General features: G+C 34.2%; 7 protein-coding genes. All 7 read right to left on the reverse strand.

Annotated elements, in window-relative coordinates; all coding sequences use genetic code 11:
• Positions 1–3 precede the first annotated feature (3 nt).
• On the reverse strand, positions 4–2,100 hold the full coding sequence (locus ABD935_RS12630; RefSeq protein WP_345192471.1) for a BNR-4 repeat-containing protein: 2,097 nt from the start codon (positions 2,098–2,100) through the stop codon (positions 4–6).
• A gap of 61 nt (positions 2,101–2,161) precedes the next feature.
• The gene (locus ABD935_RS12635; RefSeq protein WP_345192473.1) at positions 2,162–5,692 is read right to left on the reverse strand and encodes a sulfatase-like hydrolase/transferase; all 3,531 of its coding nucleotides are present in this window, start codon (positions 5,690–5,692) and stop codon (positions 2,162–2,164) included.
• A 388-nt stretch (positions 5,693–6,080) separates the two neighbouring features.
• Complete coding sequence (locus ABD935_RS12640) at positions 6,081–7,247, reverse strand: DUF5627 domain-containing protein (RefSeq protein WP_345192474.1); 1,167 nt, start codon at positions 7,245–7,247, stop codon at positions 6,081–6,083.
• A 38-nt stretch (positions 7,248–7,285) separates the two neighbouring features.
• A complete protein-coding gene (locus ABD935_RS12645; protein WP_345192477.1) occupies positions 7,286–9,013 on the reverse strand; it encodes a RagB/SusD family nutrient uptake outer membrane protein in 1,728 nt (575 codons plus the stop codon).
• 27 nt (positions 9,014–9,040) lie between these two features.
• Complete coding sequence (locus ABD935_RS12650; RefSeq protein WP_345192478.1) at positions 9,041–12,115, reverse strand: SusC/RagA family TonB-linked outer membrane protein; 3,075 nt, start codon at positions 12,113–12,115, stop codon at positions 9,041–9,043.
• Positions 12,116–12,154: 39 nt separating this feature from the next.
• Entirely contained in the window at positions 12,155–14,065 is a 1,911-nt protein-coding gene (locus ABD935_RS12655) for a RagB/SusD family nutrient uptake outer membrane protein (protein WP_345192480.1), read from the reverse strand.
• Between the two features lie 12 nt (positions 14,066–14,077).
• Positions 14,078–17,203: a SusC/RagA family TonB-linked outer membrane protein gene (locus ABD935_RS12660; protein WP_345192481.1), complete on the reverse strand. Its 3,126-nt coding sequence runs from the start codon at positions 17,201–17,203 to the stop codon at positions 14,078–14,080.
• Between the last annotated feature and the right edge of the window lie 169 nt (positions 17,204–17,372).

The following is a 17,372-nucleotide window of genomic DNA, read 5'->3' on the forward strand; positions in this document are numbered from 1 at the left end:
TTTTTATTTAATAACTATTTTTTTAATAAACCTATCTGTTTCGTTAGATAGTTCTACAAAATAAATCCCTCGAGCGTGGTTAGAAAAATCTACTTTATTTTGAGAAATGCTTCCTTTTTCTAAAACTTGACCTTGTATATTCACTAAACTATACTGTAGGTTTTGACTATTTAATTTTATATTGAAAACACCATGACTAGGGTTTGGGTAAACCACTATATCTTGAGCATCAAAATCATTAATACTCAAAGCAGATTTTAAATCAAACTCTATTTTATCAGGTTCGCTTGATAATGATCTTCGTTGTGTTATTCTTACCGTGTTTTCTCCTTGATTTAATGTAATATCTTGGATTCGTGTCTCTAAATATATATTCCAATCAAACGTTCTTGTTATTAAAACATCTTCAAACAACACTCCATTAATTTCAATATTCATAATGGAATCATCTCTATTTCTATTTGCCGCAAAAAGAATAAAATCATAAGTACCAGCAGTAGCAACTTGAAACTTATGTTCTATAAACTGATTTGAAGAAAAAGCATCTATATATTCTCCTCCTGAAGCTGTAGCACCAGTACCAACATTAATATCATTTGAAGCTGTAGTATAGTCTTCTGCCTCTAATGATATTAAAACTGGCACATCAACCTCAGACAGGGTGAATTCTTGAAAATACAATGGGCGCTTATCACCAACTCCCGGTGTGTTATTTGTGGTGTCTTCCATTAAATAAACATATAGTTTATTACCTTCAACGAAAGCATCAAAATGATCAAAGTTTATAGATTCTGTTCCAGTATAAACTATTTCCCAATCACTTTGTCCTTCTAATGTTGTTTTTATATTCACTTTTCCTCCTAAAAGCTCCACCATAAATACATGGTTTTTGTAACTGTAAATTTCTCCACGAGTTTGGGGATTAGGGATAAGTCCTCCTACATTACTAGAAAAATTAATATCGGTAGCCAACTTATAATAGTGTACATTTCTATTATCAACGCGTTGTACAAAATGAATCGCACTATTTTCAGTCACTGTCCATGCTGGATCAGAAGACGATCGAGGTAATGAGGCTGTCCCATAATCATCTCCTGGTTGTGCTACCTGAACTGGATCTAAGTTTGGATTAATATTATTTCTTATTGGGAGAGAAATAGCATTATCGGTAACATCAAACCACTGACTAGATTGATTTTTTGGAATTCCGTTTGTATAGGCATAATATAATCCACTATTTAGCATATAGCCGTTACTAGTATTAGTATCATTATTAGTGGAGTACCGTATAGAAAAACCGGTATAAAACTTACCATTTAAAAAACGTTCACCTCCATACATATTGTTTCTATTGGGCAATACTAAAGTTCCTTCATGAAATAACCAATTATTGCTCCATACATTACCATCATAATGTGCTAAAAGTATATCACCATTACCAGAGCCGCCTTGTCTATATCTAGCAATCAAACTTCCATCATCAGCTCTGTGTATCATGGGATAAGTCATACGTTCGTAATCGCCTCCGGATTTTAAATAGTTTTGCTTTGGATTAAAAATAGCCAATGTGAATTCATTATCTGGCACGAAAGCTTTATTCTTTAAAGACACTGAATAATTAAAAAAATCATTAGGTAAAGAAGTAGATCTGTAAGCATGCATATCGTATATGATATGAATTGTATCATCTATTGTACTGATTCCAATAGCTGCCGTATTATGAGAATCACCTCTTATGCCGGTACCGTTTAGAAGCTCACCGCCTTGACCTACATGTTTATGTGGAAATTCGATAGTAACCCAATTGGAGTTTGATACATTTAAATTTTTTCTAGAAAGCATTAAATTTCGATTATCCATACCTCCTTTGTACCAGGTAACAAAAGCATAGCCATTAACCACATCAACACAATCGCCATGAGGAGTTATTCGCTGTGAAAATCTATAGTTTATATCCTTAGTTCCTGCAAAATACAGACCACCTTCTCCTACTCCTGATACCTGACTCAATTCTTCTAATGTAGCTATGAGTTGTTTTTCTTGCCCCGAATGGAACTGAGAAAAACAAAACATTATTAGGAATAAGTAAACCTTTTTCATCTTTTTATCTTTTCTTTTTTCAAAAAAAATGCCAATAATTTAAATTATTGGCATTAATTACTTAAAACGAATTTATTTTAAGTTGTATGGTATGCTTTCCTGGAGCGAGCCTTATAGACTCAAAAGCGGGAGGCACCTTTTTTCCATTATGAAGTAAATCTTTTCCATCTAAACCATTTAAAGAAAACTCTGCAACCATATTTCCTGGTATCTCGATTTCATATGTTTGAAGTCTCGGACCATAATGTTTATAGCTTGCTTTAATTGTACCTCTTACTGTTGGCACTTCTATTTCACTAGACTTTAATTTACTCATTTGTGGTTTAATAGTAGCAACTCCAAATCCTGGTGTTTTAGGTTTAATGCCCCATAATCCTCTTGGTATTGCATTTGCTGGTACTGCACCCCATGCATGATTCCAATCTAAATTATTCTTATACTTATTATCCCAAGCTTCTAGAGTAATAGTAGAACCTATTTTTATCATATTATACCAACTTCTATCAGACGTATCTGTTAATAAGTCTAGTGCATAATCTGATTCGCCAGCATTATATAGACCATCCATTAAGAATTGAGCTCCGTAAACACTACAAGCCATTCCTCTAGATTTCACAAACTCAACTACAGAATCATAATGTTCCTCTGGCACTAAACCAAATGCTAATGGCATCATGTTAGCGTGTAAAGAAGCATGATCTGTACCAATACCATCTACATAAATACCACGCTCTTTATCAAACATTTGTTCGTTAACCGCTTTTTTAGCTTTTACTGCTCTATATTCAAAGTCCAGAGCCTCTTGGGTTTTACCAAGAATTTTTGCAAACTCCGCCATGATTTTCATATTCTCATAAAAGAATGAATTAATCACGGTACTGTAAGGCTTAAATACAAAACCGTCGCGTTCACCTTTAGTCTTGCTTCTATTAAAGTTAGGTCCTGGCCAATCTACAATATCAGTTAATGGTTTTTTATAACCATCAGGGAAACCTAATTTTTTCATAAAGGCAGCATCAACCTTTGTTGATGTAATCAATCCATCTTCGTTAGATAATTCATATAAAGATTTATGTTTTAATGGCTCGTAATAACGTTCAATTAATTCGGTATTACCAGTGTACATGTAGTCTGCATATATTAATAAAGGCACATGTTGTTGCCATTCTGTTGGCCAAGTAGGGTTCTTCATGAAATATTCGATAGTACGTCTAGCCATGGCAAATTCCCTATCTGTTGCATAATGACTTAACTGATTTAAGTAAGCATCAGCCTCATAAGGGATACGTTCTCTATCTCCATCAACATACAAACCGTTAAATGTGGTTGCCTTTATAGAGTATTTACATAAATCCCAAACTTGATTTAAAATATTATTATTGCTTTTAAAACTACTGGCTTTCTCATCCCAATAAGTATGAAATGCTAATTGGGTAAAATCTTCAGCAGAAAGTGTTTCTTGAGCGCCTTCTAACTCTGCATATCTAAATGGAACCAAAGGTGGAAATCCATCTGGTAATGGCACAGCTTTATTAGCTCTTGTGTTGCGTTCATCTTCATTAACATTAATCTGATATATTGTTTGACCTGGTTTTACATCAACTTTAATTTCTTGATAACGAATATTACTTTTTGCAGGTGGTGTTCTATTAACATTACCTTGATCATCAATCATTTCTCCTACCCTTACTGTTAGAGTGTGTGGTGTTTTTGCATTATATGTAAAATCCATAGTTGCAAAAGCAGCTTTTCCGAAATCCATGAAATACACATCATTTCGTTTCTCAAATTTTTGTGGTTTGATTTTGGATGTTTCAAATCTGTTTTCGGTAGAAATGATGTAGCTATCACTCTTACCTGTAGTAAATTTTTGAGCTTCAGAATAATCAACCAGTCTATTTTCTTCATCCCAAATTCTAACTTTCCAATAGTATGTTTTTCCAATTTCTAAAGGCTTACCGTTATACTCAACATCTGTAGATTTTAAAGATGCTACTCTACGGCTATCCCAAACATCGCCATTATTAGCCTCAATACTCATTTTGTTTGAAGCAACCAATATTTGATAAGCCCCTTGAAATTTAGAACCCAATGGCACTGTCCATCCAAACTCTGGTTTTAAGTCAAATATTACAACGTCAGTACTTGGTTCTCTTATAAGTTCAACAGTTAAATCTGTTGGAGCTGCTCTATATTCATTACTATTTTTCTTAATTAATTCATCAAGCTTTGCTCTTAATTTATTGGCTACAGTTTTATATTTTTTCTTACCAATTAAATTTTTAATCTCTTGAGGGTCTTTTTCTAAATCGTAAAGTTCTTCAATTGATTTATCATTTACATATCTGAAGTATTTCCATTTTTTTGTACGCACGCCTTCACTTGGTGGAATATTTTCAAAATCCCAGATATGTTCAATTAAAATAGTATCTCTGGCAATGGTGTTTGTTTCCTGTTTAACAATAGGCATCAAGCTTTTTCCTTGCCATGATTCAGGAGCTTTAACACCTGCTAAATCTGCAATGGTATGCGGCACATCAATGTTTAAAACCATATCATTAACATCTTGATGTTTATCTACTCTAGGGTCAAAAACTATAAGTGGTACTCGAATTGAGTTATCATACATTAACCATTTACCAGCTAATTTGCGCTCACCAAGGAAATATCCATTATCACCCATAACAATGATTACCGTATTTTTATCGAGGCCCTTTTCTTTTAATTTATTACGGATTTTTTCGATTTCTAAATCTATTCCAGATATCATTCTGTAATAGCCTTTTAAACTATGTTGATATTTTTCTGGTGTATCATAGCGCCATGTCCAACGGAGCCAGTTAAATCCGTCTCTTACAATTTTAGGTTGCGCATTGAAATATTTATCGTCACCTAATTTAGGTTCTGGAATAGTTGTGTCTGCAAGTAATTTATCAGTTTCAGCTTGCCAAAAATATTGTTCTGGTGCACTATCATGTGCATGAGGAGCACTAAAGCTCAATGATAAACAAAATGGCTTTTCATTTGATGCATTTCTATCAATAAAATCGATAGCTTGTTGCCCTGTGTAACGGGTTAAGTGTACCGTATCATTATCAATGGTTTTATAATAATACCCTCTTTTGTCTTTAAATCTGTGATTTCTATCATAATCTTCAAACTCATCAAACTGTTTATCTAAATCGTTATAACGCACACCATATTTACCATAAAAACCGGTGTAATACCCATTATTTTTCAACACGGTTGGATACGAATTCTGCATATATTCTTCACGCACATTACCTGTTTGAAAATTAAAATTATGTGCACGCTCATGCAATCCAGTAAAAAGACTAGCTCTACTAGCAGCGCAAATTGGAGTAGTAACTATTGCGGAATTAAAATAGGTTCCCGATTTAGCCAAATCATCCATTTGTGGCGTTTCCACAAATTTATTCCCAGCATAACCAATAGCATCAAATCGTTGATCATCAGTTAGTATGAAAATAATATTAGGTTTTTCGTTATTGGCCCGTTTTGATTGTGCAGAAATTTTGTTAAAACATACCAGCATTGTAATAATGGCTAGTAAAAAGCTGTTCTTTTGCATAAAAATAGTCTTAGTTTAATGGATAATTTTATTGAAACATATGGCTTGTAAAGTTAAAATATTTATACCCAGAAGCTATCCTGTTCTGTCCTGAAATATGTTCATCAAAAACAATTTAGTCAAAACGCAAAATTTAGAAGACATTAAAAAATCCCACTAGTAAATTTACTAATGACATTTGCTGTCTAATTTTAAAATCTATCTGTATCAAAAAAAATTTAAATAGGTAGAATTCCATTTTACAATTTCGTTGTTATACACCGCATCGAGTCCCTTTATTGCACTAACTTTATTTAGAAGTCAAATATTTTTAATCTAGTAAAAAAAATAGCGGGAATTTTATCCCGCTATTTTTAACTTAAACAATATGATTTATTATGTCTTAAAATTAAGGCATTTCTAAGTCTAATGTAAACTCCTCGAACTTAACATCTCGGTCTCTTATTACTAAAGTATCTTTAACTGTATGCAATAAATCAAATGTTGATGTTTTTGTAGAAACTAATGTACCAAAAAAGCGATTCTCAGTGACTTCAACTTCTAGTTCTCGGTATTCATAATCTAAATAAATTACGTCTCGACTTTCTCCTCCCCATTCATCTCCATCTTCTACAAACTTTCCTGAGCCCGTTACAGTAACAGTACTAGCTGGGTCAGCATTAGCAACAGTAATATCTTCATTATCGTTAAATGTCAATTGTAAAGACAATGTACTATTAGTAGCAATACCTGGTCTTCTAACATTAATAGTAGTGGTCGCTTCATTTCTTCCTGAAGTTGATAATGGAATTAATTCATCATCTACAACAAACTCAGATCTATAAACTGTAGAGCCTTCAATGTTCTCTGTAATTGTTTCTGTTGGATTTCCATTTTCAAAAACCGTAACCGATTCGTTAGATCCTACAGCTGCATCCTCTCCTCGTCTTAAATAGATACCTTGATATTTATTCATAAACTTGATACCAAAAAGTGTATAGTCTTTAGGTAGTGTTTGCCAATCATCTGCTTTAATCTTGATAGGATTTGTAACCCCTTCAGCTGGTACACCTGTTAAAAGCGAATCTAATTCTTCATAATCTGTAATTCTTAATGGAATTACATAATGTACCTCACCAAATTCTGCAAATGACTGTGGGTCATCAAAAAAGGCATCTGAAAGTTGCACCGGGATACGCCCTTTTATAGAACCAGAAGGAATTGTTACTGGGCTTTCCTGTTCAATTGTATAGTATGAAGCTGGTAACACCTTCACATTTACAGTATCTAAGCCTAAAGCAGTAGCATCTATCAATTCAGGAGCCAACTCAAAATGTACTCTTCGGTTTATATCATTATTATAAACTCCTGTCATAGTGACACCAATTTCAAATCGGCCATTATTATCATTCTCATTAAAACCTAGATCATACTTCCCTTGAATTAATGTTCTTACTGGTGTTTGAAATGGAAAATATACTGAAGTTGAACCAAAATCGTCAAATTCATTTTCCTGATTTTCGCAAGCCATTAAACTAAAGGCAATTACGCATATTATTAAATATTTTATTTTCATGTTTAAAATTTTTTATTCTTTTAAATTACACAATTACCCTACCAGCCGTTATTTTGCTCGAGCTCAGAAAATTTTAAAATCTCTGCATTAGGAATTGGCATATAAGTCGCAAATGGTTGGAAATTTCTAATTTCAACAGACGGTAACTCAATATAGCTATTTCCCTCATAAAAGTAACCTTTAGCTGATTCATTTAAAGGTAATCCCCATCTTCTAATATCCCAGAACCTATGTCCCTCAAAACTTAGTTCTATACGGCGTTCATTTCTGATAAGCTCTCGCATATCCTCGGTAGTTGTAATAGATGCTAAGTAACTATCTGGTTGTGTAATTCCTGCTCTATTACGTATTGCTGCAATCACATCACGAGCGGTGATACCATCAACCTGAAAGTCAGGACCACCAATTTCATTAGCTGATTCTGCCAATATTAAAAACAATTCAGTATATCTAAAATACACATTGGCATGCCTCTTACCTTGAGCAGTTCCATCATTATTAATTCTAACTTCTGGTTGCAATAATTTTTTAAGGTAATACCCAGTAGTTGTAGACTGCCCAGGGATAGAATCTAACCTATCATTTCCTCCACCAACACCAGTATTAATTGTGCCTCCTCCAAATTCAGCGCCATTAAGAACAACATATTTTTCTAGCCTAGGATCTCTATTAGCATAAGGATCTTGAGGATCAAAACCATTAGCCTCAGTAGCAGGAAATCCGTCTTGCATTGGAAATGCCATTACAAAGTTATGTGTTGGATTAATCTCCCCATTTCCATTCACAGAAGGTGGAAACATTCTTTCTTCATAGTTAAAAGTATTACCTTCTATAGAACCACGCCAAAGCGATTCACTACTCTGTATATTAGGATCTGATGTATAAAACTCATTACCATTTGGATCTAAACCAGCAACACCTCCAATAGTATTTAAAATTTGAGCTGCATTAGTTGCTGCCATATCATAATAACTCTGACTATTTAAAAATGAAGGACTTGCCGCAAAAAGTGCTAAACGTGCTTTTAAGGCTTTTACTATTCTTCCTGAAATACGTAAGTCAAAAAAGTTATCATTTACTATTCCATATTTATCATAATCAAAATTTTCTAAATTTGCGTACCATGGGTCTACTTGTCCTGCGCTTAACGCATAATCTGTTGGTAACAAATTAAGTGCCGCATCAAAATCTGCCATAATAGCCTGAACAGAAGCTTCAAATGATAAACGGGGTACATTAAAGTTACCATCGGCTTCAATAAACTCAGTAAAGTATGGAATACCTAGCAATTCTCCAGATGCAGTTTCACCAGCATGTGCTTGAAGTACATAAAAATGATGTAGTCCTCTTAACGCCAACGCTTCTCCCTCCATACGCATCTGAAACATTTTATTAGTTAATGTATCTCTGCTCCATTGTGTTTCTCCTGCTTCAATAATTTCTAGGAATCGGTTTACCCAGAATACACGTTCATAACTACTCCAACGGGCTGCAGGGTTAAATTGTGCATTTAACTCTCCAAGCGCCATTCGCTTATAATTGTTATCCAAAATATTATTAACGGCATCATCGGTAGCTGCTTCAGAAAATGAATATTGATTAACTAAGCCCGCATATCCATTTAACAATACACCTTCTGCTGCACTTGGATCTGTGGTTACAAAATCAAAACCCAACCTGTTTTCATCGACAGGTTCGAGAGTATCACAGGCTATCATGCCAGTAAATACTAACACAATCAATATATATTTTATTAAATTTTTCATTTTATTTATCTTAATTTTCTAATTATATTAAAATGACATTCTCAAACCGAGCGTATAAGCTCTAGACAGAGGTGTTGTACCTATTCTTAATTGACGAATATCTTTATTTTCACCTATTTCAAATAAATTAGTTCCTGAAAGATTAATGCTAAAATCCTCAATACCTAATTGATTACATAAAGTATCCTGAAATTCGTATGTTATCTGAGCACGGTTAATTCTAAAGAAGCTCGTGTCGTACAACCAAAACGTAGATTGTCTAAAATTATTTTGATTTGTTTGTGATGATAACCTTGGGAATGTTGCTGTACTTGCAGTTGCTGGTGTCCATCGTCCTAAAACAACTTCTGAGTATTTATCATTACCGTCAACTGAATAGTATTCGTTAAAACTATTATTTAACTTATTACCGTCAGCTCCTGATTGACCTGTGGCCAAAACGAAAAAGTTAAACCTTTTATACTTTAAGTTAAGGTTTACCCCATACGTCCAAGGGCTGCTAGATTGCCCAATAGCAGATCTATCATCATTATCAATAATATTGTCCCCATTTTGATCCTGATATTTTATATCTCCTGGTTGGACACTACCAAATTGAGGCACAGGTAAGCCGGCATTTAAAACTCTATCACCGTTTACATCTGTAGTGAAATCTGCTTCTGAATAAAAACCTTGATCAACTAATCCAAAAATTGTAGAAATCTCTCTTCCTTGTGTTTGTAGATAGTCTTCAGCAAATACTTCAGATCTTTCAGTTCTTTCGGTTTGACTATATAGCACGTTTGCACCTAAGCTAATTGAAAAATCTTCATAAGTTTTATTAAAATTCATACCTATTTCAAAACCAGTGTATAAATTCTTATTGAAATTATTATACGGTCTGAATATATCATAATAAGACGGGTATTGATCTTGTAAGAATGTTATTTGTTTGTCAAGTTCTGTCTTAAAGTAATTAGCTTCTATCCAAAGTGAATTCATTAAATAGGTTTCGAAACCTAAATTTAAATCAATACGTTCTTCAAATGTTAAATCAAGATTCTCTCCTTGTGTTACATCTATTCTACGATTAGAGTTTCCATCACCCCAATTAATATTGTTTCCTCTAGAATAGTTTAAATCATATAAATAGTATGGGCTCGCACCATTATTAACAGAACCTCCACTATTAAGAGCTGTAATACCACGATCAGACTTCATAACACCACCTGAAGCCTTTAACTTAAGATAGTTAATAAATTTACTATCCTTTAAAAAAGGTTCTTCACTTATAAGGTAAGCTATACCTGAAGTTGGTGAAAACCCTCCTCTATTTCCTTCAGGAAGTTTTATGGAATTAGCATAGGTTCCTGTAAAATCAAAAAATAGTTTCTTTTTGTAGTCATAAGACATTTGAAATCCTAAGTGTGTATCAACATCAGTTTGAATAACATCATTCTGTCTTTGTGAATTATAAAAACCTAATAAAGTTGTATTTAGGGAATGATCCTTAGCAAAAGTAGTATCATAATTTATCAATCCATATAAACCAAATCGAGATGTAAAACCATTGGTACTAATATTTTCAGTTTGATCTTTTAGGTCTTCACCAAAAACACCAAGACTTGTTATGCTATCACCCTCCCAATTTGGTTCATATGTTTTAAATTGATTCTCAATTGTTAAATTATAAGAATCATAAAAATCAAAACTTATATAGGTTTTAGCTGATAAGCCTTTTGTTATCCTATCTAAATCAAAATTGATTGTGTTGTTAAACTGTGTAGAACGAAACACTGTGTCCCGATAACCACCAGCGATAGCTAAAGCTATCGGTGCATCTGCCCCAAACTGTTGCGTTGACCCTAAAAGATTCCCATTAAACGTGTTTGCAGATTGTAATTGTCCTGCAACTGTCGGGTCACTAGTGTCTAGTAAATCTACAGGCAAAAATGGCGAATATGCATTAGGCCTTAAAGTAGTACCTGAGCTCAACAAATTAGCTCTAGACGACTTACTTGTACTTATAACCGCAATACCATCTAGACTACTTGTAATCCAATCGTTTATTTTAAAATCTAAGTTACCTCTCACATTAAAACGGTTACTTCCTGCATTTATATCCTCATTAATATCAACCCATGCCTCGTTACGATTCCAACCTACATTAACATAATATTGATTTTTATCATTTCCACCAGAAAACTCAGTTATAACGTTTGTAAAATTAACAAAAGGTTGCACATATTCCGTTGAATATAAATCCAAATCTGGGTATTTATATTTATTGGAACTTGTACTAAACTCTTGAATAAGTGATGCGTCATAAAAATCATCTAATCCATCATTATTTCTAGCTTCGTTAAAAAGTTGCATGTAGGGTACCGAGCCTAAATATCTAGGTAAAGCCATAGGGGTTCTAATACCAGATTGTATATTAACATTAACTTCTTTTTTATTAGCTTTTCCACGTTTGGTATTAATAACAATAACACCATTTCTTCCTTGGCTACCATACAAGGCAACAGAGTTTGCATCTCTTAGCACTGTTATCTGCTCAACCTCTTCCATATTCAAGATATTAGGATCACGACCAATTACACCATCAATAACAAAAATAGCATTGCCTATACCTCTAATGTTTTCAGAGCCTCTTACACCTAACATCAATCCGTTAATGTAATCTCTAACAAACTGTGTGTTGTCATAAGTTAATCGGTCTTGGGTGTTAATTGACGATAATGCACCAACAATATCACGCCTAACTTTAGTGGCAACCCCCATCTTTATTTCGTCATCTTCCGAAGCTAGGAAAGGAGATTTCTTCATGGTAATTTTACCTATTAAATCAGACATACTAATAATCTCTGATTCATACCCTCTTTTTTCAAGTACAACAGACTCGTCATCTAGTAACTTAATTTTAAACTGTCCGTTAATATCCGAAGATGCCTTCTCTCCTTTAGAGCTAAAAACATTAACACCGCTTATAGGGTTACCTTGTTCATCAACCACAGTTGCTGTTACCTCTTCACTATTTGTTTGAGCCATTGTAACGTTACAAAAGCAAAACAACATTAAGCTAGCTAGAGTAAACAATCTATATAATTTATTTATCTTCATTTTTTTTCTTTATATTAATTAAAACGAATTTGAACAAGACTACCATCCTGGGTTTTGAGGGAAGCCTTCGTAAATTTGTGTTTGCTCAACTGGAAATGGTAACCAATAATGCTTAGGGAACTCACAAATTCTATCTACAAGAAGTGTTTCTGTGAAACTACTTCTGTCTTGCGGAAAATCTAAAGCTAATTTCCTTCTGTATTTATCTAAATGAGCTACTCCCCATCGTCTAATATCTACCCATCTATGTGCTTCATAACTTAACTCAACAGTTCTTTCTCTTCTTAGTTCATCCATAAACTTGTTGTTATCTCCAACTATATTAGGATGTACATTAGGAATACCAGCTCGATCACGGAATAAATTAATAGCCCCCTCAGCAGTTAAGCTATAAGAACTTGGTGCTGTGGTTGCTCCCTTAGATGCATGTAATGCTTCTGCATACATTAAATAAACATCTGAAAGTCTCATATGCATGCGTACTCCGACGTATTGATTTATAATAGGATTCCATCTCGTATGATATTTACCATCAACTTTAGGGAAAAATTTAGTCCACATATACCCTGTATTATTTACTATTTTGATGTTTTCAGCACCAGTACTGCGGTGGAAACCTTTATTAGCAGAAGATTCAAACCAAAGTTGGGCTGCTACATGATTTGGATCCCCAGCTCCTGCATCTATAATTTGTCCATCAATAATATGCCATTTATAAAAACGTGGATCACGGTTTTCAAAAGGTTTAGTAGGGTCGTACAATGTTGGTCCGTAATTACCACTAAGATCATCCTCTATAGAAAGTCCATTAGCCATACCAAAATTGTTATGGATAAAGTTATGTGTAGGACTAATAACTTCAAATCCACCAGAATTGGTGTGAATTGCTCTATTTACTCCTGATGCCATAAATCTTTGAGCCTGTACATTACTACCCCCAGTTGCAGCAAACATAAATTCTGTACCTCCTGGCCACGCACCAGGTGCAGGTGATTTCCAAAACACTTCATCGTAATTTTCCCAAGTAGCTAAACGATAACGTCCTTGGTCGGCTAATTTAAGAACTCCTGCAAAAGCATCAACTGCCATATCACACAACTCGTTATCATAGTCATATGTATTTACACTTACATTGTTACCTTTCATTAAAGGACTAGCTGCAAGAAGCAGATTTTTACCTTGAAAAGCATATGCTGTTCCTTTTGTAAGCCTACCCTTATTTTCACCTCGTGTTAGTTGTCCATAAGGCTCATTATCCCAGTCTACAGGTAATAATTCAATGGCTCTTTTATAATCTTCGTTAGCTTGTAAGGCAACTTCTCTGTAAGTCTCTGGACGCGGTATTCTAAAATCATCTATTAGTACTTTATCGATATATGGATAGCGTCCCCAAAATTTCATAATCTCATTATGGAAAAATGCTCTAAAAAAATAAGCTTGTCCAAGAATAACATCTTTTTCGGCTTGAGTTGCATTTACCATTAAATCTAATTCTTCTACATTCCTAATTACAATATTAGCTTTACGAATACCACGCAAGCTACCATCATATACCCCCGGTCTTTGTCTATTAAAAGCATTTGTATTTTCAACGTTGGCTGAATTGGCTCCTGTTGATCCATAATTAGCATTACGGTGGTTATTTAAATAAACAAAATTATCACTTATTACAGAATTGAATCTTCCTGCATCAATATCTCCACTTGCTTTTGTAGGTCTATCAACAAACCCATCATCTCCCAAAAGAAAATCTTGAAAGGTATGTGCTTGCTGTTCATAAGACACTACTAAGGCATACATTTCTTCAACGAAACCTTGCGAATTTTTAAAGGTAGAAAACACCACCTCTTCATCTATGACTGCATCCGGTGCCACATCTAAATAGTCCTCGCATGCAAACGAGAATACGAGTCCTAAGATTATTAATATTTTTATTTTATAGTTTTTCATTTTTCTTTTTTTTTAAAAATTCATATTAAAACCAAAGTTAAATCTTTTTAAGGTAGGATAATCCCCTCTTGACTGTGTTTCTCCAGAAGTGTTAAACTCTCTATCATCTGGCATATTAGACCATAAGAACAGGTTATTTCCATTTGCAAAAACTTGAAGTTTCTTTAGCCCAAGTTTTTCACAGGTCTTTTTTGGAATATCATAAGATAAAGAAACTGCTCTAAGCCTTGTTAAAGATGCATCCAACCAATTATCTCTAGGATTAGTTCCACCCGGAACTCCAAATGATGGTTGGGTATCTGTATTATTTGGCGTATCTACGGTCCAATAATCTAAATCTTGCGTAAAAATTAAAGGTGTAGAATTACTAAAAGTATTGTTGCTAAACAATCTAGACGCGTTTTGGGTACCATACAACTGCGCTGAAATACTAAAACCTTTGTATTTCGCGCCTAAAGTAGCGGCCCAGGTTCTTTGCGGTTGATTTGGATAACCAAAAGGTGCATTATCAAAATTATTATTGTAAACACCGTCTCCATCAAAATCTACAACATCATAATATCCTACACGTGTATTTTGTTGGTTTGCATTTTGTGGTGTTGACATGTAAACATCATCCCAACTTGTTAATATACCTGCAGGAATAGCTGTTCTTCTTTGCCCAATATTAAAACTAGCATCTTTTAGATAATCAGGCTGCAAAAATGGATCATCTCTTCTTATTACTTTATCTATGGCTTGCGTAAAATTAAAATCACCAAATAAATTTAAACCATTATCGAAAGTATAGTTGGAACCAAGAACAATCTCATAACCCCTAATCTCAACGATACCTGTATTAATATCTGGAGGTGTTGCTCCAAAGAAATCTGGTAAAGTTTGAATTTGATTACCAACAACTACAATATTATCACGATCTTCTGCAAAATAATCTAACTCGGCAGTTAATAAACCATTAAATAAAGAGAACTCAGCACCTATGTTATATTTAGTAGCCGATTCCCACTGAAGGAATGGATTTCCAACTACATCTTCTCTATAAAAGTTATAAGGAGATCTTCCATTGTTACCTTGATACGTACTTGGCACTAAAAACGCAGATGCACCAGACTCCCATTGCGTAATATATCTCCATCTACCAGCAAAATTATCATCACCAACAATACCGTAAGAACCTCTAAACTTAAGATTATCTAACCAATCTGCATTTTCCATAAAGGCTTCGTTAGACACTGTCCAACCTGCTGCAATAGATGGGAATAAATCGAAACGAAACCCCGGGCCAAATTTTTCAGAACCATTGTAAGCACCGTTTATATCTAAAAAGTATCTTGAATCGTAATTATAAGTTACCCTTCCTACCCAGTCTTCACGGTACCTTGGGAAAGCACTACCCGTTGCAGCCTCCTGTCTTCTAACTAAGAATAGCGCTGTAAAGTTATGCTTGTCAGCAAAAGACCTGTTGTAATTAAATGAAAAGTCGTACACCATTTGACGCGATCGTTGGTTATTCTCCACTTCTGAAGTTTCTAAAGTCCAAGGTGGTTGAACATAACCAAATCGGGTAGTAACATCTGGAATAAGAAGACTCTCTTGATCACCATCGTAAACCCTGAAAATCACACCTCCATCATTTAAATCTTGCCTACTTCTCTGAGTATTATCTAAAGAAAATCGTCCTTGAAAAGATAAGCCTTCAGTAATAAAGTCTAATTTCTGTTTTAGTATAAAATCTGAATTAACTGTAAAGGTTCTAAAAGTGTCATAACCCTGAGCCTGTAAAGTCTGAACAGGGTTTACGTATACATTAAAATAACTAAAGGGGTTTCCATATATCCCATCTGGATATACAGGTGGGTAAAGACTTGGCGCTATTAGGTAAAGCCCATTAGTTACATTACCTAAACTACCAGGGCTCTCTCTAACACCTAAAAAACCAGCTAAACTAACAGACAACTCAGTAGTATTTGTAATATTGAAATCAATATTACTTCTAAAGTTAAATCTATCATATCGATACTCACCCAAATAGCCTCTTCCATTATCGTATTTTCCGCCATCAAAAATATCATTTACAGTTTGGTAAGCTAAACTACCAAAATATTTAGCTGATTTATTACCTCCACGTACAGACAAGTTAACTCTATAATCTTGTGCAAAATCTTTCAACAATTCCTCTTCCCAATCAACATTAGGATAAATATAACTTTCCTCTAAACTGCCTGGGTTACGGTATCTTTCTACAATAGCCAATGGTGTATAATTATTCCAAGTATTAGGAGCTTGAGCTATCCCTCTTAAAATAGCACTATTTGCTTCTATTAAACCATCATAAGAATCTAATTTTTCTGGTAATTGAGAAACTGTTTTAATAGTTGAATTAACACTTAGCGACAGTTGCGCTTTTCCTACTTGACCTCTCTTAGAGGTAATTAATATTACGCCATTAGCACCTTCTACACCAAAAACCGCCGTAGCAGAAGCATCTTTAAGCACCGATATGTTTTCAATATCATTCATGTCTAAATCGGTCATCGACCTCTTAACACCATCCACAAGTACAAGAGGATCGCCGTTACCATTCCATGAACTTCGACCACGAATAAAAATCCTCATATTATCTTGCCCAGGAACACCACTACCTTGTATAGCGGTAACACCTGGTAAATTTCCTTGTAATGCTTCTTCAACATTGGCTATACCAGCTGTCCTTTCCATCAAATCCTCACCTTTCACCTGAGTAATAGCTGCTACTACACTCTCTTTTTTCTGAGTTCCATATCCTATTATAACTACTTCATCTAAGGCTGCTATGTCCTCTTCTAAAGACACATCGATGGTTGTTCTTCCATCTACTGGAATTTCTACCGTTTTAAAACCTAGGTAAGAAAACACTAAAGTTTTTTCACCTAAAGTTAATTCAAGAGAATAGTTCCCGTCAAAATCTGTTGATGCACCGCGAGTGGTTCCTTTTTGGACTACACTTACACCAGGTAAAGGCATCCCACCAACATCATTTACAACACCAGAAATTCTTTCTTGAGCTTGTAAGTTAACAGCTGTAAAACTGGATAAGACCAGAGCAAGCATTAATACAAACCCAGAAAAAGGAAACTGTCTTTTTAATTTTTGTTTCATTTTGAGTTTTAGTTTTAACATATTATAGTTTATTAGTTTGACATAGTAGGATTACATAACAAAGTCATGAAACTACTAATATCATTACAATTGTACGAATAAGTGATTGCTCAAGTATCCTGTACTGTACTGTTAAATCACAAAAAAAACAAAAAAAACAAAAACTCTT

The organism is Algibacter agarivorans (assembly GCF_039543245.1).
Classification (GTDB): domain Bacteria; phylum Bacteroidota; class Bacteroidia; order Flavobacteriales; family Flavobacteriaceae; genus Algibacter_G; species Algibacter_G agarivorans.

What these genes read in the sequence shown, in the direction of transcription:
- ABD935_RS12630 (WP_345192471.1), bottom strand. Translation starts at nt 2,100, where the DNA reads ATGAAAAAGGTTTACTTATTCCTAATAATGTTTTGTTTTTCTCAGTTC.
- ABD935_RS12640 (WP_345192474.1), bottom strand. Translation starts at nt 7,247, where the DNA reads ATGAAAATAAAATATTTAATAATATGCGTAATTGCCTTTAGTTTAATG.
- ABD935_RS12655 (WP_345192480.1), bottom strand. Translation starts at nt 14,065, where the DNA reads ATGAAAAACTATAAAATAAAAATATTAATAATCTTAGGACTCGTATTC.
- ABD935_RS12645 (WP_345192477.1), bottom strand. Translation starts at nt 9,013, where the DNA reads ATGAAAAATTTAATAAAATATATATTGATTGTGTTAGTATTTACTGGC.
- ABD935_RS12635 (WP_345192473.1), bottom strand. Translation starts at nt 5,692, where the DNA reads ATGCAAAAGAACAGCTTTTTACTAGCCATTATTACAATGCTGGTATGT.
- ABD935_RS12660 (WP_345192481.1), bottom strand. Translation starts at nt 17,203, where the DNA reads ATGAAACAAAAATTAAAAAGACAGTTTCCTTTTTCTGGGTTTGTATTA.
- ABD935_RS12650 (WP_345192478.1), bottom strand. Translation starts at nt 12,115, where the DNA reads ATGAAGATAAATAAATTATATAGATTGTTTACTCTAGCTAGCTTAATG.